This window comes from Rhizobium sp. NFACC06-2, from assembly GCF_900101425.1.
GTDB classification, from domain to species: domain Bacteria; phylum Pseudomonadota; class Alphaproteobacteria; order Rhizobiales; family Rhizobiaceae; genus Agrobacterium; species Agrobacterium leguminum.
Genome location: NZ_FMVA01000008.1, coordinates 39,595 through 62,805, shown reverse-complemented (window position 1 = coordinate 62,805; position 23,211 = coordinate 39,595). Strand labels below are relative to the sequence as shown.

Annotated in this window: 21 protein-coding genes; 9 read left to right on the top strand and 12 right to left on the bottom strand. The window is 59.2% G+C overall.

Going from position 1 to position 23,211, the window contains the following annotated elements:
- The first annotated feature begins 76 nt into the window (after positions 1 to 76).
- Positions 77 to 1,213, top strand: a complete 1,137-nt coding sequence (gene dnaJ, locus F3H58_RS14975; protein WP_003507223.1) for a molecular chaperone DnaJ — start codon at positions 77 to 79, stop codon at positions 1,211 to 1,213.
- Positions 1,214 to 1,279: 66 nt separating this feature from the next.
- On the opposite strand, the gene F3H58_RS14970 is transcribed toward dnaJ, so the two are convergent.
- The 10 genes from F3H58_RS14970 to polA all read right to left on the bottom strand — a co-directional run bounded on the left by F3H58_RS14970 (position 1,280) and on the right by polA (position 12,966).
- Positions 1,280 to 1,831 carry a DUF924 family protein gene (locus tag F3H58_RS14970; protein WP_149742739.1) on the bottom strand — a complete coding sequence of 184 codons (552 nt, stop codon included), beginning with the start codon at positions 1,829 to 1,831 and terminating at the stop codon, positions 1,280 to 1,282.
- A 13-nt stretch (positions 1,832 to 1,844) separates the two neighbouring features.
- The gene (locus F3H58_RS14965; RefSeq protein WP_149742738.1) at positions 1,845 to 2,057 is read right to left on the bottom strand and encodes a SlyX family protein; all 213 of its coding nucleotides are present in this window, start codon (positions 2,055 to 2,057) and stop codon (positions 1,845 to 1,847) included.
- Positions 2,058 to 2,205: 148 nt separating this feature from the next.
- The gene (locus F3H58_RS14960; RefSeq protein WP_065654774.1) at positions 2,206 to 3,711 is read right to left on the bottom strand and encodes a tripartite tricarboxylate transporter permease; all 1,506 of its coding nucleotides are present in this window, start codon (positions 3,709 to 3,711) and stop codon (positions 2,206 to 2,208) included.
- Between the two features lie 9 nt (positions 3,712 to 3,720).
- Positions 3,721 to 4,182 carry a tripartite tricarboxylate transporter TctB family protein gene (locus F3H58_RS14955; protein WP_065654775.1) on the bottom strand — a complete coding sequence of 154 codons (462 nt, stop codon included), beginning with the start codon at positions 4,180 to 4,182 and terminating at the stop codon, positions 3,721 to 3,723.
- A 100-nt stretch (positions 4,183 to 4,282) separates the two neighbouring features.
- Positions 4,283 to 5,266 carry a tripartite tricarboxylate transporter substrate-binding protein gene (locus F3H58_RS14950; protein ID WP_149742737.1) on the bottom strand — a complete coding sequence of 328 codons (984 nt, stop codon included), beginning with the start codon at positions 5,264 to 5,266 and terminating at the stop codon, positions 4,283 to 4,285.
- A gap of 203 nt (positions 5,267 to 5,469) precedes the next feature.
- Positions 5,470 to 6,810, bottom strand: coding sequence for a sigma-54-dependent transcriptional regulator (locus tag F3H58_RS14940; RefSeq protein ID WP_149742736.1), 1,341 nt, complete (start codon positions 6,808 to 6,810; stop codon positions 5,470 to 5,472).
- Positions 6,807 to 8,609 (bottom strand): sensor histidine kinase, encoded by a 1,803-nt coding sequence (locus tag F3H58_RS14935; RefSeq protein ID WP_188128930.1) that lies wholly within the window; start codon positions 8,607 to 8,609, stop codon positions 6,807 to 6,809. The genes F3H58_RS14940 and F3H58_RS14935 overlap by 4 nt, the downstream gene beginning before the upstream one ends.
- A 187-nt stretch (positions 8,610 to 8,796) precedes the next feature.
- Positions 8,797 to 8,982, bottom strand: a complete 186-nt coding sequence (gene rpmF / locus F3H58_RS14930; protein WP_003507205.1) for a 50S ribosomal protein L32 — start codon at positions 8,980 to 8,982, stop codon at positions 8,797 to 8,799.
- A gap of 192 nt (positions 8,983 to 9,174) precedes the next feature.
- Positions 9,175 to 9,894, bottom strand: a complete 720-nt coding sequence (locus F3H58_RS14925; protein WP_149742734.1) for a DUF1868 domain-containing protein — start codon at positions 9,892 to 9,894, stop codon at positions 9,175 to 9,177.
- A 75-nt stretch (positions 9,895 to 9,969) separates the two neighbouring features.
- The gene (gene polA / locus F3H58_RS14920) at positions 9,970 to 12,966 is read right to left on the bottom strand and encodes a DNA polymerase I (protein ID WP_149742868.1); all 2,997 of its coding nucleotides are present in this window, start codon (positions 12,964 to 12,966) and stop codon (positions 9,970 to 9,972) included.
- A 90-nt stretch (positions 12,967 to 13,056) separates the two neighbouring features.
- Here polA and F3H58_RS14915 point away from each other — a divergent pair, with 90 nt between their 5' ends.
- The 3 genes from F3H58_RS14915 to F3H58_RS14905 all read left to right on the top strand — a co-directional run bounded on the left by F3H58_RS14915 (position 13,057) and on the right by F3H58_RS14905 (position 15,745).
- Positions 13,057 to 13,437 (top strand): hypothetical protein, encoded by a 381-nt coding sequence (locus tag F3H58_RS14915; protein ID WP_149742733.1) that lies wholly within the window; start codon positions 13,057 to 13,059, stop codon positions 13,435 to 13,437.
- A gap of 315 nt (positions 13,438 to 13,752) precedes the next feature.
- Complete coding sequence (locus F3H58_RS14910) at positions 13,753 to 14,187, top strand: MarR family winged helix-turn-helix transcriptional regulator (protein ID WP_035259662.1); 435 nt, start codon at positions 13,753 to 13,755, stop codon at positions 14,185 to 14,187.
- A gap of 166 nt (positions 14,188 to 14,353) precedes the next feature.
- Positions 14,354 to 15,745 (top strand): dipeptidase, encoded by a 1,392-nt coding sequence (locus F3H58_RS14905; RefSeq protein WP_149742732.1) that lies wholly within the window; start codon positions 14,354 to 14,356, stop codon positions 15,743 to 15,745.
- A 403-nt stretch (positions 15,746 to 16,148) separates the two neighbouring features.
- Here the strand turns inward: F3H58_RS14905 and F3H58_RS14900 are convergent, their stop codons facing one another.
- Positions 16,149 to 16,358 carry a cold-shock protein gene (locus F3H58_RS14900; protein WP_003492998.1) on the bottom strand — a complete coding sequence of 70 codons (210 nt, stop codon included), beginning with the start codon at positions 16,356 to 16,358 and terminating at the stop codon, positions 16,149 to 16,151.
- A gap of 470 nt (positions 16,359 to 16,828) precedes the next feature.
- Here F3H58_RS14900 and F3H58_RS14890 point away from each other — a divergent pair, with 470 nt between their 5' ends.
- The 3 genes from F3H58_RS14890 to F3H58_RS14880 all read left to right on the top strand — a co-directional run bounded on the left by F3H58_RS14890 (position 16,829) and on the right by F3H58_RS14880 (position 20,747).
- Positions 16,829 to 17,287 (top strand): YbaK/EbsC family protein, encoded by a 459-nt coding sequence (locus tag F3H58_RS14890; protein WP_065654782.1) that lies wholly within the window; start codon positions 16,829 to 16,831, stop codon positions 17,285 to 17,287.
- 147 nt (positions 17,288 to 17,434) lie between these two features.
- The gene (locus tag F3H58_RS14885; protein ID WP_149742731.1) at positions 17,435 to 19,729 is read left to right on the top strand and encodes a transglycosylase domain-containing protein; all 2,295 of its coding nucleotides are present in this window, start codon (positions 17,435 to 17,437) and stop codon (positions 19,727 to 19,729) included.
- Between the two features lie 289 nt (positions 19,730 to 20,018).
- Positions 20,019 to 20,747, top strand: a complete 729-nt coding sequence (locus tag F3H58_RS14880) for a sugar transferase (protein WP_149742730.1) — start codon at positions 20,019 to 20,021, stop codon at positions 20,745 to 20,747.
- Positions 20,748 to 20,843: 96 nt separating this feature from the next.
- On the opposite strand, the gene F3H58_RS14875 is transcribed toward F3H58_RS14880, so the two are convergent.
- A complete protein-coding gene (locus F3H58_RS14875; protein ID WP_065654785.1) occupies positions 20,844 to 21,419 on the bottom strand; it encodes a c-type cytochrome in 576 nt (191 codons plus the stop codon).
- A gap of 149 nt (positions 21,420 to 21,568) precedes the next feature.
- On the opposite strand from F3H58_RS14875, the gene F3H58_RS14870 reads away from it, so the two are divergent.
- On the top strand, positions 21,569 to 22,324 hold the full coding sequence (locus tag F3H58_RS14870) for a 3-deoxy-manno-octulosonate cytidylyltransferase (RefSeq protein ID WP_059758939.1): 756 nt from the start codon (positions 21,569 to 21,571) through the stop codon (positions 22,322 to 22,324).
- 11 nt (positions 22,325 to 22,335) lie between these two features.
- Positions 22,336 to 23,199, top strand: coding sequence for a prephenate dehydratase (locus tag F3H58_RS14865; RefSeq protein ID WP_003524315.1), 864 nt, complete (start codon positions 22,336 to 22,338; stop codon positions 23,197 to 23,199).
- Positions 23,200 to 23,211 lie beyond the last annotated feature (12 nt).

Sequence of the window (23,211 nt, the reverse complement as noted above, 5' to 3'; positions counted from 1 at the left end):
GACTCCTCACACCATATGCAAGACATCCGGCTGCCGACGTGCAGCCGGAAATCCATTTGCGGGGCTTGTTATCTTAATGGCGAAAGCAGACTTTTACGAAACACTTGGCGTCAGCAAGACCGCGGACGAAAAAGAGCTGAAAAGCGCCTTCCGCAAACTCGCGATGAAGTACCATCCGGACAAGAACCCGGATAACGCCGAATCCGAGCAGAAATTCAAGGAAATCAACGAAGCGTACGAAACGCTGAAGGACCCGCAGAAGCGCGCAGCCTATGACCGTTTCGGCCACGCCGCATTTGAAAATGGCGGCATGGGCGGCGGTGGCGGTTTTGGCGGCGGCGGTTTCGCCAATGGCGGCTTCTCGGATATTTTCGAAGACATCTTCGGCGAGATGATGGGCGGGGGCCGTGCGCGCCGCTCTTCCGGCGGACGCGAGCGCGGCGCCGACCTTCGCTACAACATGGAAATCACGCTGGAAGAGGCCTTCACCGGCAAGACGGCGCAGATCAGGGTTCCTACCTCGATCACCTGCGATGTCTGTTCGGGCTCGGGTGCAAAGCCCGGCACGCAGCCGAAGACCTGCGCGACCTGTCAGGGTTCCGGTCGCGTGCGCGCGGCGCAGGGCTTCTTCTCGGTGGAACGCACCTGCCCCACCTGCCATGGTCGCGGGCAGACGATCTCCGATCCCTGCGGCAAGTGCCACGGTCAGGGCCGTGTAACGGAAGAGCGTTCGCTTTCCGTCAACATTCCTTCGGGCATCGAGGACGGTACCCGCATTCGCCTGCAGGGCGAAGGCGAGGCCGGCATGCGTGGCGGCCCGGCGGGCGATCTCTATATCTTCCTGTCCGTGCGTCCGCATGAATTCTTCCAGCGCGACGGCGCCGACCTTTATTGCACCGTACCGATCTCCATGACGACGGCAGCACTCGGCGGCACTTTCGATGTCACGACGCTCGACGGCACCAAATCGCGCGTTACGGTTCCGGAAGGAACCCAGCCGGGCAAGCAGTTCCGTCTGAAGGGTAAGGGCATGCCGGTGCTGCGTTCGGCGCAGACGGGCGACCTCTATATCCAGATTCAGATCGAAACGCCGCAGAAACTCAGCAAGCGTCAGCGCGAGCTGTTGCAGGAGTTCGAGCAGCTCTCCTCCAAGGAGAACAATCCGGAATCGACGGGCTTCTTCGCCCGGATGAAGGAATTCTTCGACGGCTGATTGTCGCCGCCCCATGCTTTAAGAACGCCGCCATCCTGCGGGACTGGCGGCGTTTTCATTTCGGGCTCAGCCGGAAAAGCCACCTTCATCAAGATACTGCCGTTCCTCCGGCGTCGTTTCCCGCAGCAATATGTCATTGCGATGCGGAAAGCGGCCGAAACGCTCGATGATATCGCGATGTTCTTCGGCATGATGAAGATAAAGCCCGCCAAGCGGCTGGTTCAGGTCGCAGGCACGCCGCTGGGCGGCGATATCCTCCGCATGGGAAAAGGGCAGGTAGAAGAAGACGCGTAAATCCTCGCCCACCGTCTGGTCATGCCCGCGGCGGATGGCCTCGTCGGCAAAGAGCCGCGAAAGCGGGTCGGTGGCGTACATGTGAGCGGTGCCACGAAAGCAGTTGCGCGGAAACTGATCCAGCAGAAGCATCAGCGCGAGACTGCTTTCCGCGCCCTCCAGCCAGTCGTCCAGCTCACGCCGTGCTGCTGCAAAGTGGGCATCGCGGAAACGATCATGAAAATGACTGTCAAAGGCCGCGTCCTTGTCGAACCACTTGTCCGGTCCGGCCTGCTTCCAGAAATCGACGATATCGGCGGCCAGCGCGGCGGTTTCGTTTTTCATTGGCTCTTCCCTGTCAATAATGCGGCGGTCGAGTAATCGCGGGCGCGTCCAGCGATTGCTCCTCCAGGCTCAGGAACCTCTCCGTCAGGCGGTCGAGCTTGGCGCGGGTCTGCTCCACCACCTTCCACTGTTCCGCCAGCTGATCGGACAGCTCCTCTATCACCTTCGCCTGATGCGCGGCCGTTTCCTCGAGCGCAATGATCCGTTTTTCGATTTCCGACGTCATATCGACCTCTCTTTCCAGCCCTTCCTTGGGCCTAAAAGCGCCTAAGTCAACCATATGTCGCTTTGGTGAAGCGAATTCGTCATGGCGATCCAGAAACGGAAAAAGCCGGCGATGTTTCCATCGCCGGCATCCGACTTCTTGGCATTCCTCAGTCTTCTTCTACGAAAACCTCTTCACGCTTCTTCTTCACGCTGGGCAGGAAGACGACGATCAGCACGGCCAGAGCAATGAAGAGCAGGGTGGCGCTGATCGGCCGGGTGACGAAGGTGGTCGGATCGCCGCGCGACAGGATCATGGCCCGACGCAGGTTTTCCTCCAGCAGCGGCCCAAGCACGAAGCCCAGGAGCAGCGGCGCCGGCTCGCAGCGCAGTTTCACCAGCACGTAACCGATGAAGCCGAAGAAGGCGACGGCATAGAGATCGAAGACGTTGGAATTGACGCTGTAGACCCCGATGGCGCAGAAGGCCATGATGATGGGGAACAGTACATAATAGGGCACCGTCAGAAGCTTTACCCATAGCCCGATCAGCGGCAGGTTCAGGATGACGAGCATCAGGTTGCCGATCCACATGGAGGCGATGATGCCCCAGAACAGCGCCGGCTGTTCTGTCGCAACGTTCGGACCCGGCACGATACCCTGAATGATCATCGCGCCGATCATCAGCGCCATCACCGGATTGGCGGGAATGCCGAGCGTGAGCAGCGGGATGAAGGAGGTCTGGGCACCGGCATTGTTGGCGGATTCCGGACCGGCCACGCCGGCAACCGCGCCATGCCCGAATTCCTCCGGGTTCTTGGAGACGCGTTTTTCCACCGTATAGGAAGCGAAGGCCGCAAGGATCGCGCCGCCGCCCGGAAGAATGCCGAGAGCGGAACCGATGACCGTGCCGCGCAGCACCGGCGCGATCATTTTCCTGAAATCCTCCCGTGTCGGCATCAGGCCGCTGACCTTGGCGATCAGCACCGAACGGGTGCGCTCGTTTTCGAGATTGCGCAAGATCTCGGCGATACCGAAGACGCCGACGGCCACGGCCACGAAGTTCAGACCGTCGGCATATTCGCGGATGCCGAGGGTGAAACGCGGTGTACCGCTATAGATATCGGTGCCGACCAAACCCAGCAGCAGGCCCAGCACCACCATGGCCAGCGCCTTGACGATGGAGCCATGGGCAAGCGCAATGGATGAAACGAGGCCGACGACCATCAGCGAGAAATATTCCGCCGCGCCGAATTCCAGCGCAATCGCCGTCAGAGGCGGAGCGAAGATCGCCACGAGGAAGGTGGAAACCGTGCCGGCAAAGAACGAGCCGATGGCGGCAATGGCGAGAGCAGCCCCCGCCTTGCCCTTGCGCGCCATCTGATACCCGTCGATGGCGGTGACGGCGGAGGAGGATTCGCCCGGCATGTTGATAAGGATTGCGGTGGTGGAACCGCCATATTGCGCGCCGTAATAGATGCCGGCGAGCATGATCAGCGAAGAGACCGGCTCCAGCTGGAAGGTGATCGGCAGCAGCATGGCGATGGTGGCCGTTGCGCCGATGCCCGGCAACACGCCGATGAGCGTGCCGAGCAGCACACCGATGAGGCAGAAAAACAGGTTTTCCAGCGACGAGGCCGTCGAAAAACCGAGTGCGAGATTATTGAACAGCTCCATCACGGCACCTTAAAAGTTAAGCCATGGGCCAAAGCGCTGGAAAGGCAGCCCGAGACCGTAGTTGAACACTGCGACGGAAAAGACCGTGATGGCGGCGGAAATGGCAACGGCCATCAGCGGGCTCATCTTGTGCGAGGCAAAGGCTGCGATGAGGGCGCTGAAAAACAGTGCCGGTACGAAACCAAGTCCCCGGACCGTGAGGCCGAAAAAGATGGGTGCGGGCAGAATGAAAAAAATCCCCCGCCAGGCGATGGCTCCGATGGCGTCTCCCTGCACCCGGGTAGCGCGAAGAAATATGACGCTTCCAAGCAGGATCAAGACAATGGCGAGAACGAGCGGAAAGTAACCCGGCCCCATGCGGAATGTGGTTCCCAAATCAAGCCCGTAGGACTGCAAGGCGAAAAAAGCGCCAAAACCGATGAAAATTGCCCCGCAGGCTGCTTCGGCAGGGTCAATAAAAAACGACTTCATGAAAGATGCCCCTCCACTGCGGCCAGCGACACACCGTTCCGCGCGTTAAAACGACAGCAGAAAACCGGCGGCGTAGCGCCGCCGGTCATTCCGTTGCTCATCAGTCGGCGTATTGGCCGGCGGACTCGATGACCGGCTTCCAGCGAGCGATTTCGCTTTCGAGCTTGGCCTTCAGCGCCGCAGGCGTCGCATCGCTTTCCGGGGAAGGCGTCGTGCCGAGTTCGGCGAACCGGGCCGCGACATTCTTGTCCTTCAGCGCGGACTGGAGCGACTTGGAGAGCTTTTCATTGATTTCGGCAGGCGTGCCCTTAGGCGTGTAAATGCCGTGCCAGATGCCTACCTCGAGTTTTGGCAGGCCCGCTTCAACGACTGTCGGCACATCAGGCAGCACATCCAGCCGCTTGGCTGTGGTTACGGCATAAGCCTTCACCGTGCCGCCCTGAATCTGCTTGGTGGTATTGGTGGTCTGGTCGCACATGATGTCGACCTGGCCGCCGAGCAGATCGGTCATGGCCGGGCCCGTACCCTTGTAAGGGACTGTGACGAGCGGAGTTTCGATGGCGCTCATGAACAGCATGCCGCACAGATGCGAGGCAGCGCCGATGCCGGCATTGGCGACGGTGACCTTGTCCTTGTTCGCCTTGGCGTATTCGATCAGACCTTTCAGATCCGTCGTCTCGAGGTTCTTGCGCGACAGGATGGTCATCGGCACTTCGGTGACCAGGCCGACATATTCGAAGGCGTTCAGCGTGTCATAGGCGAGCTTGCGGTAGAGCGTGGCACTGGTTGCCATGCCGATATGATGCAGGAGAACGGTGTAGCCATCCGGATCGGACGATGCCACACGGCCAGCACCCAGCGTGCCGCCTGCGCCGCCGACATTTTCGACGATGATCTGCTGGCCAAGGTCCTTCGACATGGATTCAGCGACAAGGCGCGCAACCGTATCCGTCGGGCCGCCGGCGGCAAAGGGCACGACCATGGTGATGTTGCGCTCGGGATAGTTCTGAGCTGATGCGGACAGCGCAAAAAGGGAAACGGCAGCGGCGGCAGCAAGGCCGGTGACTGTCTTCAGTATTTTCATCGATTCCTCCCGGATGAAAATGTTCGCCACTTCAGCCGCGCATGCTCCTCCATGGCGACCGGGGTGAGATATTTGCGATCCGGGATCGCCGTTCAGCAATGGCGGTCTTGTCGTGAGGTGCGCTTTTATTGCTATCCTGAACGGCAATGGGTGGATTTCTACCCATAGGGGCTAATCCATGGGTGGAAATCCACCCATCAGACCTAGGTCATGTGCCGCTGCAGCCCGTATTTCTGCATTTTCTCGTAGAGCGTTTTGCGCGAAATGCCGAGATTCTCATAAACGGATTTCAGATTTCCGCCATGTGCGGCGATTGCATGTGCGATCAGGCTTTTTTCATAAGCCGCGACCCGCGCGGAAAGGGCCGCTTTTCCGTCATCCTGAAACGGCAGCGAGGCTTCGGAAACATCGCTTTCCAGACCGAGAACGAAGCGGTCCGCAGCATTGCGCAATTCACGCACATTGCCCGGCCATTCACGCAGGGAGACGGCCGAAAGCAGACTTTGCGGCACCTCCATGTCTTCCCGCCCGTAACGGGCAGCGGCTTCCCGCACGAGGTGCAGGAAAAGTAGCGGTATATCTGCGCTGCGCTGCGAGAGCGATGGCACGAGAAGTGTCGCCACGTTGAGCCGATAAAGAAGATCGGCACGGAACCGGCCGGCCGCGACTTCCTGTTCCAGATCGACCTTGCTGGTGGCGATGAAACGGACATCGAGTTCGACCGTTTCATTCGAGCCAAGACGGGTAATCACCCGTTCCTGCAAGACTCGCAGGAAGCGGCCCTGCAATTCGAAAGGCATGGAGCCGATCTCGTCCAGCAGGATGGTGCCGCCGCGGGCGTGCTCGAACTTGCCGTAGCGCGGGCGCAGCGCGCCGGGAAACGCACCGGCCTCATGGCCGAATAGTTCACTTTCAATCAGTGTCTGCGGAAGGGCGGCGCAATTGATCGCCACAAAGGGCCGGTTGGCTCTGGCGCTGATATCGTGAAGTGCCCGCGCCACGACCTCCTTGCCGGCGCCCGTGTCACCGACGATCAGCGTATCGGCGTCCGTCGCGCCAATGGCGCGGATACGATACCGCAGATCGACCATGATCTGGGTTCTGCCGGGCAGACGCGTTTCGAGATCGTCATGCTTGCCCGCTACCGCCTTGAGGCGGCGGTTTTCCAGTACCAGCGCCCGCCGGTCATTCGCCCTTTTGATGATGCCGGCGAGATATTGCGGCGTGAACGGCTTTTCGATGAAATCATAGGCGCCGTTGCGCATGGCGTTGACCGCGAGCTGCACATCGCCATGGCCCGTCATCAGGATGACAGGTATTTCAGGATCGAGCTCCCGCACCTTCTGCAGCAGCGTCATGCCATCCATGCCGGGCATCCTGATATCGCTGACCACGACACCGTCGAAGCTGTAGCCGATGAGTTCGAGCGCATGTTCTGCGCTTGCGAGCATGGTGACGGCAAAACCTGAAAGCTCCAGCGCCTGCGCGGTGGAAAAGCGCAGTTCTTCCTCGTCATCGATCAACAGAACCCGCGACATGGTCATTCCGCAGCAGCCTCCACGCGCCAGGCGGCGGCCGGCAATTCGATCTCGAACTCCGCCCCGCCATCTTCATGGTTTCTGACACGGAGCTGGCCGCCAAAATCCTTGATGATGTTATAGGAGATGGACAGGCCAAGACCGAGGCCGCGCCCCACGCCCTTGGTGGTGAAGAAGGGATCGAAAATACGTTCTGAAATCGCCGCCGGCACGCCCGGACCGCGATCATGAATGAAAATCGACACCGACTGGCCATGCTGCACGGCACGCAGCGCAATGCGGCGATCCTCCCGCCCCTCCACCGCATCGGCAGCATTGGAGATGATGTTGACGAGCACCTGCTGCAGCCGCACCGGGCCGGCCTTCACGGCAAGCGGCACCCGGCCGAGATCCACATCCAGCACCGCATTGGCGGCCTTCAGGCGCGGGCCGACGATTTCGAGCGTGTCGCGAAGGACGGCTTCGAGACTTACCGCGGCCGTTTTTTCATTGGGTTTACGGGCGAAATTCCTGAGATGTTTGCTGATGGAGGCCATACGGTCGATAAGGCCCGAAATGCGCCTGAGGTTTTCCGTCACCTCCTCCAGCCGTCCCCGCTCCACGAGAAGCGAGGCGTTTTCGGCGTAGTTCTTGGCGGCTGCGAGCGGCTGGTTGAACTCATGCGACAACGCCGCCGACATCTGCCCGAGCGCTGCGAGCTTGCCCGCCTGCACCAGATCGTTCTGCATCTTGCGCAATTGTTTTTCCGTCTGGCGGCGTTCGGCGATTTCGTGCTCGATCTCCTGATTGACCCGCGCCAGATCGGCCGTGCGCTCCTCCACCCGGCGTTCCAGTTCCGCCTGCGCCTCCGCCTGATGCGTCAGGCGCTCCCGCAGACGACGACGCCTTTGCAGCATGGCGGCGATGAGGGCCGCCGCCAGGCAGAGGCAGAGGATGATGGCTATCATCGCCGTCTTCACCTGCGTTCGGAGCGAACCCGTGTCCATCAGTACGCTGACTGTCCAGCCCGCGTCCGGCATCGGCTGCGACAGGACCATATATTCCCTTTCACCGTCATCCTGGCTGATGGTCATCAGCTGATGCGAACCGAAATTGCCGTTTTTCAGGGGCAATTCCTTAAGGGTGGCATTGGCGTAGCGGCGGGAAGCCTCCGTTCGCGCCAGCCTTTCGGGTGTCAGCGGTATCAGGCCGGAATAAAGCCATTGCGGCGTTCCGGTCATGAAGATGATGCCTTCCGGGTCCGATACCAGAATTCGGTTCTCGCCATCGCCGAATGACGCTTCTATGCCTTCAATATCGACCTTGAAGACGATGACACCCTTGATCTCCTCGTTGAAGAGAATAGGCGCTGAAAAATAATAGCCACGCTTGTGGGACGTGGTGCCAAGCGCAAAGAAGCGTGACTGAAAGCCTTTGGCGGCATCCTGAAAATAGGGACGGTAACTGAAATTCTCACCGACGAAACTCGTTGGACCATCATAGTTGCTGGCGGCGATCGTCTCCCCATCCAGCGTGATGATGTAGATATCGGAGGATTCCAGCAGGGTGTTGATGGATTTGAGGTAGATATTGGCGCGCTGGCGCAGTTCGGCATCCTTGGGATGTGCGACCAGTTCCTCAATGTCGTCATGATCGGCAATCAGCGCCGGCAGCGGCTCGTAACGGTTCAAAAGCCCGCCGAGAGCAGAGACGGCCAGCCGCAGCGTCGTGCGGCCCTGCTCGGACATTTCACCGAAATAGCTTTCCGCGATGATGCCGCCACCTCTCGTCACGGCGCCATAACCGAGACCGAGGCTGAGAAGCATCAATAAAATCCAGCGATATTTCACCGACGCTCCCCTCCTGTTGCAGGCATCGAAACCTGCTCTCCCTGAAAGAGTGTAGGAGGAGTGGCCGAATTTTCCAAGTGAGCGGAAAAGGCAGGTGGACGATCCTGAAAACAAAAAACCGGCCACGAGGACCGGTTTTTTGCAAAGATGATTTCAGAAAAGCTTATGCGCTTTCCTTCGGCGTCAGAACCTGACGGCCGCGATACATACCGGTCTTCAGATCGATATGGTGCGGACGGCGCAGTTCGCCGGAGTTCTTGTCTTCAACATAGGTCGCAGACTTGAGACCGTCAGCCGAGCGGCGCATACCGCGCTTGGACGGGCTTGTTTTTCTTTTTGGTACAGCCATTTTTGTTACTCCACTTAAGCGGCGAAACAACGGAACCGGCCAGAACCAAAGGCCGAATGTCGGATGTCTCGATATCGGAAATTTGGCGCGCTTATACATGCCCAAACGGGCTTTGACCAGCCCTGACGCGCATTTTTTCCGATTCAACGGAATCAGCGCGGCGAGCTACCCTCAGGCATCGCATATCATGCCTCACAGCTTATCGAAAACGACAAGCTCCCTGAAGTGGTTCATGTCCTTAAATTCACAGAAAGCTGGCGGCCGCATCTCTATGACCGGCGCTGCGGCGCGCAGCTTTTCCAGTTCCTCGTCGAGCATCGCCTGCCAGCGCGGCAGGCACTCCGGCTCGAACCAGCGGATGATGTAGGACAGGGTGATGTGAAATTCGTAAGTGTCATGATCAGGATGTCGGTAGCCGAAGAAATCGGCGAATGTATCCCGCCAGAGAGCCACGATCCGATCGTCCTCGGCGGTCGCTCCTTTCATGACCAGCCCCACCGGGCGCAAACCCGTGACCTGCATGTTGAACCCCGGCAGGGTCGGGAACGCGGAAAGACGGTCGCGATAATAATCCGTCATCGCGTCAATCGGCGTATTGAGCGGCATGTTTTCCGGCCAATGGGGCAGAGCGCGCCGAAACTCAATGATACCTTGAAACACTGTCATGTGCAGACTGGAAATCGGCGTGAAGGCAAGCTGAGGGGCCTCCGGCATATCCAGAAAACGCTGACGCGTCGCGACGATCGCCTTTTCAGTCTGCGATCCCTCGACAAGATGGCAGACGACCGTATTGCCGGGTTCTGGCAGGAACTCGCCATCCGCGTTGAAGCGGCTGCCGAGATGGCGCGGCGGCTGATCGTGGTTGGCGGCGGAAATATAGCCGAGATCTTTCGAAACGAGCGGGGCGTGCATGGGAAACTCCTTGTGAGACGTTTCCCCTAGTCCCCGCACGCGACAAAGCAATGACATCCGCCGGTCAGTGACCGATCAATGCGCCTCATCCCAATTGTCAGCCGCACGGGCATCCACCTTGAGCGGCACCCTCATGGAAATCGCCGGCATGGCCGCATTTTCCATGACGGAGACGACGACCGGCAAGGTCTTTTCGATTTCCGCTTCCTCGACTTCGAAGATGAGTTCGTCATGCACCTGCAAAAGCATGCGGGCGGAAAGCTTTTCGGCCTCCAGCGCAGGCTCGATGCGGACCATGGCCCGGCGGATGATATCGGCGGCCGAGCCCTGGATCGGCGCGTTGATGGCCGCGCGTTCGTTGAAGGCTTTCACCGACGGGTTGGAAGAGCGGATTTCCGGATAGTGCGCACGGCGGCCGAAAATCGTTTCGACATAGCCGTTTTCGCGCGCGAACGCCTTGGTCGCTTCCATGTAATCGCGAATGCCGGGAAAACGCTCGAAGTATTTCTTGATATAGTCCCCCGCCTCCGAGCGGGCGATGCTGAGCTGGTTGGCGAGGCCAAAAGCGGAAATACCGTAAATGATACCGAAGTTAATGGCCTTGGCGCGGCGGCGCACTTCCGAGGGCATGCCTTCCACCGGCACGCCGAACATTTCCGATGCGGTCATCGCATGAATGTCGATGCCATTTTCGAAAGCGTTTCTAAGCTGCGGGATATCGGCAACATGGGCAAGTACACGCAGTTCGATCTGGCTGTAGTCTGCCGACAGAAGCTTGTGTCCGGGCGTGGTGATGAAGGCCGTGCGAATCTTGCGGCCTTCGGCCGTGCGGACCGGGATGTTCTGAAGGTTCGGCTCCGATGAGGACAAACGCCCCGTGGTGGTGGAGGCGAGCGCGTAAGAGGTGTGCACCCGCTTCGTTTCGGGATGGATATAACCGGGCAGCGCATCCGTATAGGTGGATTTCAGCTTGGTCAGCTGCCGCCAGTCGACGATCTTGCGTGGCAGTTCCACACCTTCCGCTGCGAGATCCTCCAGCACCTGCGCCGATGTCGACCATTGGCCGGTCTTGGTCTTGGAACCGCCGGCCAAGCCCATCTTGCCGAACAGGATATCGCCGAGCTGCTTCGGCGAACCGATGTTGAAACGCTCGCCTGCCAGCTCGTAGATTTCCTCTTCGAAGCTCGCGGCCTTCTGGGCGAGTTCGCCCGAAAGGCGCGACAGAATCTGCCGGTCCACGGTGATGCCACGCTCCTCCATATGCGCCAGAACCGGCACGAGGGGGCGTTCCAGCCGTTCATAGACCTTGGTCAGCCGTTCGGAGACGAGCCTCGGCTTCAGTGCCATCCAGAGCCGCAGGGTGACATCGGCATCTTCCGCCGCATAAGCGGTCGCCCTGTCGATATCGACAAAATCGAAGGTGACGCTCGACTTGCCCGATCCCGCCACGTCCTTATAGGCAATGGGCGTGTGGCCGAGCCAGCGTTCGGACAGGGAATCCATGCCATGTGTGGCCTTACCGGCCTCAAGCACATAGGAAATCAGCATCGTGTCGTCGAAGCTCTGCATGACGACGCCATGGCGTTTCATCAGCAGGTAATCGTATTTGAGGTTCTGCGCGACCTTGAGGACAGCCTCGTCCTCAAGCATGTCCTTCAGACGCGCCAGAGCTTCGGCAAAGGGCACCTGCCCTTCGGCGAGCTTGATGCCATCACTGAAGAGATCGCCACCTGAGCCGGTCTTGTGGGTCAAGGGAACATAGGCGGCGCGGATATCCGTACCCGAGGCATCCTTGCCATTATCGGCAATGGCCAGCGAAAAACCGACAAGTTCGGCCTGCATCGGGTCAAGCGAGGTCGTTTCCGTATCGAAGGCGACGACGCCTGTCTCCCGGGCGGCGGCAATCCAGCGATCCAGCGTCGCGAGATCCCTGATCGTCGTGTAGGTGGTGGTATCGATCTTGGCGGCAGCAAAAAGCGCCTGTCGGGCCATAGCGAGATCGGCGGGCGCGCTGCCTTCACCCACCATGTTTCTTGCGGGAGCGGCGGCCGAAGCCGGCGTATTGTTTGCCTCCGGAGACACGTCACCAGCCGCAGCGGTGGCGGGCGCATCGAGATCAGGGCCATGGGCATCGGCGCCCCATTGCACCGGCACGGTGGCAGCGTCGACGGCCGAGGCATCCGTTTCCGTGGCTTCGGCAACACGGCGGGTCAGCGTCGTGAACTCCATCGCCTTCAGGAAGGCAATGAGCTTCGGGCCATTCTGCGGTTCCAGCACCAGTTCTTCGAGGGTCTGCTGCAGCGGCACATCGGTTCTGAGCGCCACGAGCTGCCTGGAAATACGGGCAAGATCGGCATTGGCGATGATGTTTTCCCGGCGTTTCTGCTGCTTGATTTCCCCTGCCCGCGCCAGAAGCGTATCGAGATCGCCATATTCCTCCAGCAATTGCGCCGCCGTCTTCGGCCCGATGCCGGGAATGCCCGGGACATTGTCGGTGGAATCGCCGGTCATCGCCTGCAGGTCGATCATCTTTTCCGGGCCGACGCCCCATTTTTCGATGACGTCAGGGACGCCGATCTGCTTGTCCTTCATGGCGTCGTACATATGTACATTGGCTGTCACGAGCTGCATCAGATCCTTGTCGGACGAGATGATGGTGACATCGGCGCCGATCGCCTCGGCCTGCCGGGCATAAGTGGCAATGATATCGTCCGCCTCGAAACCTTCCGTCTCGATGCAGGGAAGATTGAAGGCGCGCGTCGCTTCGCGGATCAGGCCGAATTGCGGCACCAGATCTTCCGGCGGCGCGGTGCGATTGGCCTTGTAGAGATCATAAAGCTCGTTGCGGAAGGTCTTCGACGAATAGTCGAAAATCACCGCAAAATGGGTCGGCGTCACGCCGACATCCGTATTGCGCGCATCCTTCAGCAGCTTCCACAACATGTTGCAGAAACCGGAGACGGCGTTGACCGGCAGCCCGTCCGACTTGCGGTTCAGCGGCGGGATTGCATGGAAGGCCCGGAAAATGAAACCGGAACCGTCAACGAGGAAGAGATGATCGCCTTTTTTCATGGGTAGCATGGATAGCGCGCCGAAGGCGAAAGGTCTATCGTCGAGATCAGATGCGAGGCTATATCTTTGATGATTTCTAGGGAAAAGCCGATGTCCAAAGATTCGATAATTAAAGCCTATTTTGGAGTAGTTCTTCTCACTGCCATCGTCGCGACCGCATCGTGGTTACAAGGCGATCAGGCAACGACGATTTTTCAGAAAGCTCTTGTGGCGCCGCTTTATCTTCTGGCAAGCAAGGGTTTGCGCTGCTTTTTTCCGGAAACCCTTGACTTGGAACGCAGTATCCATGGAACTGCGGAGTTCCATTTCCTTAACTCAGCAGTCATTGCCGCGTTCCTTCTATTGGTCCTCCACCCTTTGGGCGACATTGGTGATCAGCTTGTGTTCTTCGTTTTCTTCGTGCTGCTCGCCGGTGCAGCCAATTTCGCGATTGCAATGCGCGCAAGACACAAAAATGACGAGCGTGCCTGAACATCGCTTCACCTTACCGATTTGTAATCCGCCCTTCCCTTGAAAAGCCGCATTTGCAGACACATTTCATAAGGGACGGCGCCTGATCACGCCGTAGTCTGATAGCTGGCTCGTCCCCCGCCGCGTCAGACCGGACAAAGGCCTTTCCCCCTCTCCGGGCCTTTGTCCTCCAATATGACCGCCATGGCCGACCCCTCCCGGCCGTGGCGGTTTTATTTTGCGCCCTGTTTAGGCTGGCCTAAACATATCATGCGATATATATCGCGCTATCGACTTGCCGGGCTTAGCCGGCCGTGATGCTTTATGGGCGGAAAAATGGGTTTTTCCCGGGACGAATCGGCAATCTATCTCGCTTCGAAAATGGCGCGGGAATTCACCATGGCGCTGCAGAAAAGAGCCGCCGCCCTGGGTTTCTCGCCCGGACAATTCCCCATCCTCATCGAACTCTGGCATGAGGACGGCCTGACCCAGAGGCAATTGCTGGATAGAATCGATGTCGAACAGGCGACGCTCGCCAATACGCTCTCGCGCATGGAGCGCGACGGGCTGATCGTCCGCAAATCCCATCCCAGCGACCGCCGTGCCCAGATCATCGAACTGACCCAGCGCGGCAGGGATCTGGAAGCCAACGCCATTGCCGCCTCCGAAGCCACCGAAGACGCGCTGCTCAAGGATTTCCGGCGTTTCGAGAGGCAGCTTCTGCTGGAATATATGCGCCGGGCGATCGAAAGCGCCAAAAAAGCGAAATAGTATTTACATCCCGAAACCGCTTCGCACTTTCCCTGAACTGCTCTATCGTTCCGCCGGCCGCACGTTTGCCGATTCACGACGCGCCGGCCCCCTTGTTTCCCGCGATGCGCGATGCCCGGATGTTTCGTCTTATCGCCGGGTCACGACAGACATGACAGGATCAGCGATGACAGACGTTTCCCCCATTCTTTCCACCGCCGACGATAATCTCACCTCCAGCCTTGAGCGACTGTTCGAGCTCGTACGCATTCCGTCGATTTCGACGGACCCCGCTTACAAGGCGGAATGCCGCAAGGCGGCGGAGTGGCTGGTCAGAACGCTTTCGGCGCTCGGCTTTACGGCCTCCGTGCGCGATACCGCCGGCCACCCCATGGTCGTGGCGCATCACGATGCGGCCACCAAAGACGCGCCGCATGTGCTTTTCTACGGCCATTATGACGTCCAGCCGGTCGATCCGCTCGAGCTTTGGGAAAACGATCCGTTCGAACCCGCGGTCAAGGATATCGGCGCCGGCCGGCAGGTGATTACCGGACGCGGAACGGCAGACGACAAGGGCCAGCTGATGACCTTCGTGGAGGCCTGCCGGGCGTACAAGGCTGTCAAGGGCGGCCTGCCGGTGCGCGTCACCATTCTTTTTGAAGGCGAAGAAGAATCCGGCTCGCCGTCGCTGAAGCCTTTCCTCGAAGCCAATGCGGAAGAACTGAAGGCCGATTATGCGCTGGTCTGCGATACCGGCATGTGGGACCGGGATACGCCCGCCATTGCCGCAGCCCTTCGCGGCCTGGTCGGCGAAGAAGTCGTCATCACCGCGGCCGACCGCGATCTGCATTCCGGTCTATTCGGTGGAGCGGCGGCAAACCCCATTCACATCCTCACCGATATTCTCGCCGGCCTGCATGACGAGACCGGCCGGGTGACGCTTTCCGGCTTTTATGACGGCGTGGAAGAAACCCCAGCCAACATCAAGGCATCCTGGGAGACGCTGGGCCGCACGGCCGAAGCCTTCCTCGGCGAAGTCGGCCTTTCGGTTCCCTCGGGTGAAAAGGGTCGCTCCGTGCTGGAGCAGACCTGGGCGCGGCCGACGGCGGAAGTCAACGGCATTATCGGCGGCTATACCGGCGATGGTTTCAAGACCGTGATCGCCGCCAAGGCCTCCGCCAAGGTGTCTTTTCGCCTCGTCGGGGAGCAGGACCCTGCGGCCATTCGTGAAAGCTTCCGGGCCTATGTGCGCTCGAAGATTCCCGCCGATTGCTCCGTGGAGTTCCACGAACATGGCGGCTCACCCGCCATCCAGCTGTCCTACGATTCGCCCGTGCTGACCAAAGCCAAAAACGCGCTTTCGGAAGAGTGGCCGAAACCTGCCGTCGTCATAGGCATGGGTGGCTCGATCCCTATCGTCGGCGATTTCCAGAAGATGCTGGGAATGGATTCGCTGCTTGTCGGCTTCGGACTTACCGATGACCGTATTCATTCGCCGAATGAAAAATACGACCTGCAGTCCTTCCACAAGGGCATTCGCTCCTGGGTCCGTATTCTCGACGCGCTCGCGGCGAAATAATCCTGAAAATAAGGAGGAGGTGCCGAATATTCGGCACCTCCTCGGCACATAAACAAAAAGGCCGGGCAAGCCCGACCTTTCCATCCGTTTTCCGTCAATGCCAGTACATCCGTGGTCAAAGCGTTCAAACGGTCTGATGCTCCAGAGCGCGTCAAATATATCGACGCTGCTTTCCGGCTCAGGATCGGCTGCTTTGGTTAATCTTTGGTTAACACAACAGCAGCGGCACTTTTAAAAGCGCCATTCCCGGCAGTTCCGGTCCGGAGCATTGTTGAACCCTATATTGGTATGTGACCCGGCTTTTTCAAGGGCAACCGGTCCAGCCCCTTCCAGCAAAAGAAAAAGGCCGGAAAAATCCGGCCTTTCCATTCATGCGAATGACCCTTTCGGGCCAAAGCGCTTATCAGGCAGCAACGAGGTTGCCTGCGGACATCTTGCCCGAGCGACGATCCTGCATCAGCTCGTAGGAGAGCTTCTGGCCGTCGTTGAGGGCGGTCAGACCAGCGCGCTCAACAGCGGAGATGTGAACGAATACGTCCTGCGAACCGTCGTCAGGCTGAATGAAGCCGTAGCCCTTGGTTGCGTTGAACCACTTTACTGTACCAGTCGCCATAACGATTTCCTTCCGTTGGCAATTGTATTTGCACTGCGAGCAGTGCGGACTTGGGTCGAATTTGAAGGAAAAGATCGTCGTGAGCGTCTAAAAAGACGCCGAAGCTCTGGTCGTCAAACAAATATCGATGGCGAAGTACCTAGGTTGGAAGGGGCTGAAAGTCAAGTTTCTTTGAACACGACCATCTTGTCAGGGTTCAGCGGGGAGGCAGACAACAGGAACGCCAAAAAGCAAAAACCCGGCGCGGGAGGAGGTGCGCCGGGTTCTTGAAACTGACTGACAATTGGGAGGAGGAGTATTGTCAGTCCAATCGGGCGACGCTGGGAGGAGGAGTGCGTCGCTTCGATGATTTGAAGATACAGGATCGCCGCTTAAAAAACAGACGTTTCATCGCAGCGCAGCATTGCGCTAAATGCATAGCTGTTTCGGGGTGACTTGAAGCTTCTCCGCGCAACGCCTAATAAATACGCATGTCCATCGAATCCGTTAGAGCCTTTTTCACCGAAAAGTCGCCCGAGGTTGCCGTGATCGAAACCGAAACGAGTTCTGCGACGGTTGCGCTGGCCGCTGAAGCGCATGGTGTCGACCCCGACCAGATTGCGAAAACCATTTGCCTGAAAGCGGGTGAAACCATTCTTCTCGTCGTCGCCGCCGGCACGAAGCGGCTCGACAACCGCAAATTCCGCGATCATTTCGGCGCAAAGCCGCGCATGCTCGGACCGGAAGAGGTGGTTGCGGTGACCAGCCATCCGATCGGCGGCGTGTGCCCTTTCGGCCTGCCCTCCCCGCTTCCGGTGTTTTGCGATGTCTCCCTGAAAAACTATCATGAGGTGGTTCCCGCGGCCGGCGCCACCAATGCGGCGGTGAAGATTTCGCCGGAGGTGATGGCCGAATTGACGGGAGCGGAATGGGTCGACGTCTGCCAATGACGCCGATTTGATCCGGCGAGGACTTAACCCCGCCTTAAATTGCCGCATTTAAACTCTTCATCCTGGATTAAGGATCGCGCAGGCATAGAAGTCTGAAAACCCGCAAGGGATGCGCGCGGTTTCGCAAATAGGAGCGACTTCGGCTGGATGGCAGGCAAGGGTAAATCACGCGAACGGGTAGAACCCTCCTTCGGGGATTTCCACGAATCCGGTGATGACCTGCGCCTCGACGCCAACGAGCGCATCAGCGGAACCACAAAGCAGCAAGCCGGAAAACCGAAGCCGACATCCGGCCGCACCAAATCCAGAAAAAAAGAAAAGCGCACCCGCAGCTCGGGCCGCGGCGCGACGGGCTTCATTCGCTCCCTCGTCTATTGGTGCATCGTACTCGGCATCTGGGGCGGCATCGGTGTTGCAGGTCTCGTTCTCTATTACGGCGCGCGCATGCCGAGCGCCAGCAGCTGGTCCATTCCCGAACGCCCGCCGAATGTGAAGATCGTTTCGGTGAATGGCAGCGTGCTGGCCAATCGCGGCACCACCGGCGGCGAGGCGCTCGCGCTGGAAGATATGTCGCCCTATATTCCGCAGGCCGTCATGGCGATCGAGGACCGGCGGTTTTATTCGCATTTCGGGGTCGATCCGCTCGGTCTCGGACGCGCCATCGTCACGAATGTTCTGACGGGGCGAACCGTGCAGGGCGGCTCGACGCTGACGCAGCAGCTCGCGAAAAACCTGTTCCTCTCGCCGGATCGCACGCTGGAACGCAAGGTTCAGGAAGTGCTGTTGTCCTTCTGGCTGGAGCATGAGTTCACCAAGGACCAGATTCTCGCGATGTATCTCAATCGCGTCTATTTCGGTTCCAATGCCTATGGTGTCGAGGCGGCCTCGCGGCGCTACTTCAACAAATCCGCGCGCGACGTCAATCTGGGCGAGGCGGCGATGCTGGCCGGACTTCTTAAAGCGCCCTCGCGCCTTTCGCCGGCGCGCGATCCGCAGGCGGCGGAAGAACGGGCGCAGGTCGTGCTGCAATCCATGCGCGATGTCGGCTTCATCACCGACGATGAAATCAAGACCGCCATGTCTCAGCCGCCGACCAAGGCGAAACGTTTCTGGTCTGGCGCCGAACACTACGCCGCCGATATGGTGCTGGAAGAAGTGCGCAACCTCGTTGGCGAGGTCAAGCAGGACATCGTCGTCGATACGACCATCGACCCCAATCTCGAGCGCGACGCCGAAAAGGCGCTGACCCACGTGCTGCAAGGCGACGGCAAGAAGCAGGGCGCTTCGCAGGCGGCGCTGGTTTCCATCGATGGCACGGGCGCGATCCGGGCCGTGGTGGGCGGGGCGGATTATGCCGAAAGCCAGTTCAACCGCGCCGCCAAGGCAAAACGGCAACCCGGCTCCGCATTCAAGCCCTTCGTTTACGTCGCCGCACTCGAATCCGGGCTCACGCCCTATACCGTTCGTAACGACGCGCCGGTGCGTATCGGCAACTGGACCCCGGAAAATTACGAGAAGAAATATCGAGGCGAAGTGACGCTCGCCACCGCGCTCGCCAATTCGCTGAACACCATTGCCGCGCAGCTGGTGATGGAAGTGGGTCCGGATCGTGTGACCCAGGTGGCGCATCGCATGGGCATCGAATCCGAGCTGCAGAACAATGCCTCCATCGCGCTCGGCACCTCGGAAGTGTCGCTGATGGAGCTGACGGCCTCCTACGCCCCCTTCATGAACGGCGGCTACAAGGCGACGCCGCATATCGTCAAACGCATCACCGATGCGGATGGCAAGGTGCTTTATGAAAACAAATACGACAACCCGCCGCGCGTCCTGAGCGAAGAGATCGCCGCGACCATGAACAGCATGCTGTCGCGTGTCATCACCGAAGGCACCGGCAAGGCGGCACGGCTGCAGGGCTGGCAGGCGGCAGGAAAATCCGGCACGACGCAATCGTTCCGCGACGCCCTTTTTGTCGGCTACACAAGCAACCTGACCACCGGCGTCTGGTTCGGCAATGACGACGGCACATCGATGAAGAAGGTCACCGGCGGCGGGCTTCCCGCAAAGGCCTGGAAAGATTTCATGACCGCCGCCCATTCGGGGCTCTCGCCCTCGCCGCTCTTCGGGCTTGGCGCAGGCGGCGTGCCGCCACTTGGAGAAATGCAGCAGCCAGCGCCGGAAAGCGCGCCCTCCTCCATCGGCGATATCATTTCCAATGCGCTCGGCGGCGGAACGGTGGATACGCGCGCCTATCCCGAAGCCCCGGTTGCGCCGAATCCGAATCAGCCCGTTGTGCCGATGCCGCCGGCAAATATCCCTTCCCGCGATATCGAACCCGGCTATTCAGCCGGTAACGGGCCTGTACCACCCGCAGATATCGGCGGTCAGGCGCCATCCGGACCGAAGCAGACGACCCTGCTCGATATTCTGATGGGAAACTGACGGCTTAGAGTGGTCGAAAGGCGCTGCTCTCAGGGCCGCTGGCGTTTCGCCAGCGCTGCACGAAAATTCCCGATTTTGCAGGTTTTGGTTCCATAGGACAGGCCTTCTCCGCAGCCACGGGCGGAGAGGATCCCGGCCCTGCAACATCCGCGTGCAGTCGCATTAACCGTAGATTGCCATTTGCACCCGAGCGGTTACATTTCGGATGACTTTTTACGGTAAATGAATTATTAATCGTTCATATAAATTAATTTTCTTCTATCAAAATAACTTTTCAGGGCTTTATATTATGCTGGGTACTAAAGGCTCATCGCATGCCGTTTTTTACGGTGCCTCCTATTCCGCAGCCACAACTTTCGAATCGCCGGAAACGCAACCTTCCTCTTCGGAAAAAACCGTCTCCGCATTCCTGCGCGGCCAGTTCGCGCTCAAAAGAACGATGGACATCGCAGGGGCGTCCATCGCCCTTGTCGCACTCGCACCGGTGCTGCTCACCGTGGCAGTGATGGTCAAACTCGACAGCAAGGGACCGGTCCTGTTTTCGCAGGTCCGCTGGGGGATGAACGGGCGGAAAATCCGTGTCTATAAATTCCGCTCCATGAGGACCGATCTTTGCGATGCCACCGGTGTGGCGCAAACGGTGAAGAACGACCCCAGAATAACCCGGATCGGCGCGGTCCTTCGCCGCACGAATATCGACGAACTACCGCAGCTTCTGAATGTGCTGAAAGGCGATATGTCGCTGGTCGGGCCCCGCTGCCATGCCATCGGCATGCTGGCGGCCGGCCGTCTTTATGAGGAGCTGGTGCCGCACTACCATATGCGGCACCGGGTGCGGCCGGGCATTACCGGCCTTGCCCAGATGCGGGGATTGCGCGGCCCGACGGATCGCAGCGACAAGGCGCGCGCCCGAATTGTCTCCGATCTTTATTACGTCGACAATTTTTCGCTTTGGCTGGACATCAAGATCATGGTCGGAACGGTGATTTCCGAATTGCGCGGCGGCAAGGGATTCTGATTTTTCAGGCGCCATTGCCGCAGCCGCAATCGGCCGCTGCAAAAATAAAAAGCCCGGCAGCGATGCCGGGCTTTTTTCATGAAACCATCGTAACGATCAGTTTGTCGGCGCGGGAGCCGCAGCGGGATCCGGAAGCGGCGCCGGGTTTGCCGACAGTGTCCGCAGATAGGCGATGAGATCGGCGCGTTCCGTCTCCTTCTTCACGCCCGCAAAGCCCATGGCCGTGCCGGGAACGTGTTTCTTGGGAGCTTCGAGGAAGAAGCTGAGATGATCGTAATCCCAATGCACGGAACCGCCCTTGGAGAAATCCTTCATCCCTGCGGAGTAGCTGAAACCTTCATGGCTGGCGATCGGCCGGTTGACGATATCGAAGAGATTGGGGCCGACCTTGTTTGCACCACCACTCTCTCCGGTATGACAGCTCGTACACTTCTTGAAGACCGTCTCGCCCTTGGCTGCATCGGCGCTCGCAAGCAATTGCGCAATCGGCGTCGCCGCGGCAGCGGTTTCTCCGCCGGCTGCTTCGCCGCCACCCTCTGCCGCAGCAATGGCGTAACCTTCCTTTTCGGGCGCAGGCGCATGGAAAATGCCCTCAGACGCAATCGACACCGACATCAGGACGAAAACCGTGCCAAGCAACGCCCCAACGCCCATATTTACATAAGAATTCATCTATATGCGCTCCCTCGCATCCGCTTGATATAACGGGCATCTTGAAATTGCTCGAAAGCTATGGCTTTTGCACAGCCTGCGCAACTTGAATAATGCTCCCCACACCGTGACGTTTTGACACTTTTCGGGCGGGATTTGAAGGGTGTCGGATGAAGAATCGGGATTTCGAGAAAGCTGTCGTCCTCATACCGGCGCGGATGGCATCCACGCGCCTGCCGGGCAAGCCGCTCGCCGACATCGGCGGCAAGCCGATGATCGTGCAGGTGGCGCTGCGCGCGCGCGAGGCCGGCGCGGAGCGAATCGTTGTGGCCGTCGATGACGAACAGGTGTTTTCGGCTGTCAAAAATGCCGGTTTCGACGTGATGATGACCCGCGACGACCACCAATCCGGCTCGGACCGCATTTTCGAAGCGCTGCAAAAGGCCGACCCCTATGGCAAGGCGGAATATGTCATCAATGTCCAGGGCGATCTTCCGACCATCGAAGCGGAGACGATCCGCGCTTCGCTGCGTCCGCTGGAAAATGCCGCCGTCGATATTGCGACACTGACGGTCGAAATCACCGACGAGGAAGAAAAAACCAATCCGAACGTGGTGAAAGTGGTGGGCAGCCCACTTTCCGAATCGCGATTGCGCGCGCTTTATTTTACCCGCACCACCGCCCCTTATGGCGATGGCCCGCTTTATCATCACATCGGACTTTATACCTATCGCCGCGCAGCACTCGAGACATTCGTGAGCCTGCCGCCCTCGCCGCTGGAAAAACGCGAGCGGCTGGAACAACTGCGCGCGCTGGAAGCGGGGATGCGCATCGACGCCGAAATCGTCAGCTCCGTACCGCTCGGCGTCGATACGCCGCACGATCTGGAAAAAGCCCGCAAAATCCTCGCAAGCAGAACCCTCTAACGGACAGTCCCATGACCTTGAGCACAAATCGCATTGCCTTCCAAGGCGAATTCGGCGCGAATTCCGATATGGCCTGCCGTGACATGTTCCCGGATATGGAGCCTTTGCCGTGCCCGACATTCGAGGATGCCTTCAACGCCATTGAAAACGGCGAAGCCGATCTCGGCATGATCCCGATTGAAAACACACTGGCCGGCCGCGTTGCGGATATCCATCACCTGCTGCCGGAATCGCGCCTGCACATCATCGGCGAATATTTCATGCCGATCCGCTTCCAGTTGATGGTGATGCCGGGCGTGAAGAAGGATGAAATCCGCACCGTCCACAGCCACATTCACGCGCTTGGCCAGTGCCGGAAAATAATCCGTTCGAACGGCTGGAAGCCCGTCATCGCCGGCGATACGGCGGGTTCCGCGAGACTGGTGTCCGAAAAGGGCGACCGCAGCATGGCGGCTCTCGCGCCACGCCTTGCCGCCAATCTCTACGGCCTCGATATTCTCGCTGAAAACGTCGAGGATTCGGAAAACAACGTCACGCGTTTCGTGGTGCTTTCCCGCGATGAAAACTGGGCCAAGCGTCAGTCGAGCGACGAAATCGTCGTCACCACCTTTGTCTTCAACGTCCGTAACATTCCGGCCGCGCTCTACAAGGCCATGGGCGGTTTCGCGACGAACGGCATCAACATGACGAAGCTCGAAAGCTACCAGCTCGGCGGCAAATTCGTGGCGACGCAGTTTTATGCCGATATTGAAGGCCATCCCGATGACGAGCCGGTGCGGCATGCGCTGGACGAGCTGCGCTTCTTCTCCGAAAAAGTTCGCATTCTCGGCGTCTACAAGGGCCATGCGATGCGCGGCAAGCTCAACCAGGGTTGAGCCCGCCGAACG

What these genes read in the sequence shown, in the direction of transcription:
- F3H58_RS14880 (WP_149742730.1), top strand. Translation starts at nt 20,019, where the DNA reads ATGCTGGGTACTAAAGGCTCATCGCATGCCGTTTTTTACGGTGCCTCC.
- F3H58_RS14885 (WP_149742731.1), top strand. Translation starts at nt 17,435, where the DNA reads ATGGCAGGCAAGGGTAAATCACGCGAACGGGTAGAACCCTCCTTCGGG.
- F3H58_RS14970 (WP_149742739.1), bottom strand. Translation starts at nt 1,831, where the DNA reads ATGAAAAACGAAACCGCCGCGCTGGCCGCCGATATCGTCGATTTCTGG.
- F3H58_RS14935 (WP_188128930.1), bottom strand. Translation starts at nt 8,609, where the DNA reads ATGCTTCTCAGCCTCGGTCTCGGTTATGGCGCCGTGACGAGAGGTGGC.
- rpmF (WP_003507205.1), bottom strand. Translation starts at nt 8,982, where the DNA reads ATGGCTGTACCAAAAAGAAAAACAAGCCCGTCCAAGCGCGGTATGCGC.
- F3H58_RS14965 (WP_149742738.1), bottom strand. Translation starts at nt 2,057, where the DNA reads ATGACGTCGGAAATCGAAAAACGGATCATTGCGCTCGAGGAAACGGCC.
- F3H58_RS14870 (WP_059758939.1), top strand. Translation starts at nt 21,569, where the DNA reads ATGAAGAATCGGGATTTCGAGAAAGCTGTCGTCCTCATACCGGCGCGG.
- F3H58_RS14890 (WP_065654782.1), top strand. Translation starts at nt 16,829, where the DNA reads ATGTCCATCGAATCCGTTAGAGCCTTTTTCACCGAAAAGTCGCCCGAG.
- F3H58_RS14865 (WP_003524315.1), top strand. Translation starts at nt 22,336, where the DNA reads ATGACCTTGAGCACAAATCGCATTGCCTTCCAAGGCGAATTCGGCGCG.
- F3H58_RS14940 (WP_149742736.1), bottom strand. Translation starts at nt 6,810, where the DNA reads ATGACCATGTCGCGGGTTCTGTTGATCGATGACGAGGAAGAACTGCGC.
- polA (WP_149742868.1), bottom strand. Translation starts at nt 12,966, where the DNA reads ATGAAAAAAGGCGATCATCTCTTCCTCGTTGACGGTTCCGGTTTCATT.
- F3H58_RS14925 (WP_149742734.1), bottom strand. Translation starts at nt 9,894, where the DNA reads ATGCACGCCCCGCTCGTTTCGAAAGATCTCGGCTATATTTCCGCCGCC.
- F3H58_RS14910 (WP_035259662.1), top strand. Translation starts at nt 13,753, where the DNA reads ATGGGTTTTTCCCGGGACGAATCGGCAATCTATCTCGCTTCGAAAATG.
- F3H58_RS14915 (WP_149742733.1), top strand. Translation starts at nt 13,057, where the DNA reads ATGTCCAAAGATTCGATAATTAAAGCCTATTTTGGAGTAGTTCTTCTC.
- F3H58_RS14960 (WP_065654774.1), bottom strand. Translation starts at nt 3,711, where the DNA reads ATGGAGCTGTTCAATAATCTCGCACTCGGTTTTTCGACGGCCTCGTCG.
- F3H58_RS14905 (WP_149742732.1), top strand. Translation starts at nt 14,354, where the DNA reads ATGACAGACGTTTCCCCCATTCTTTCCACCGCCGACGATAATCTCACC.
- dnaJ (WP_003507223.1), top strand. Translation starts at nt 77, where the DNA reads ATGGCGAAAGCAGACTTTTACGAAACACTTGGCGTCAGCAAGACCGCG.
- F3H58_RS14950 (WP_149742737.1), bottom strand. Translation starts at nt 5,266, where the DNA reads ATGAAAATACTGAAGACAGTCACCGGCCTTGCTGCCGCCGCTGCCGTT.
- F3H58_RS14875 (WP_065654785.1), bottom strand. Translation starts at nt 21,419, where the DNA reads ATGAATTCTTATGTAAATATGGGCGTTGGGGCGTTGCTTGGCACGGTT.
- F3H58_RS14900 (WP_003492998.1), bottom strand. Translation starts at nt 16,358, where the DNA reads ATGGCGACTGGTACAGTAAAGTGGTTCAACGCAACCAAGGGCTACGGC.
- F3H58_RS14955 (WP_065654775.1), bottom strand. Translation starts at nt 4,182, where the DNA reads ATGAAGTCGTTTTTTATTGACCCTGCCGAAGCAGCCTGCGGGGCAATT.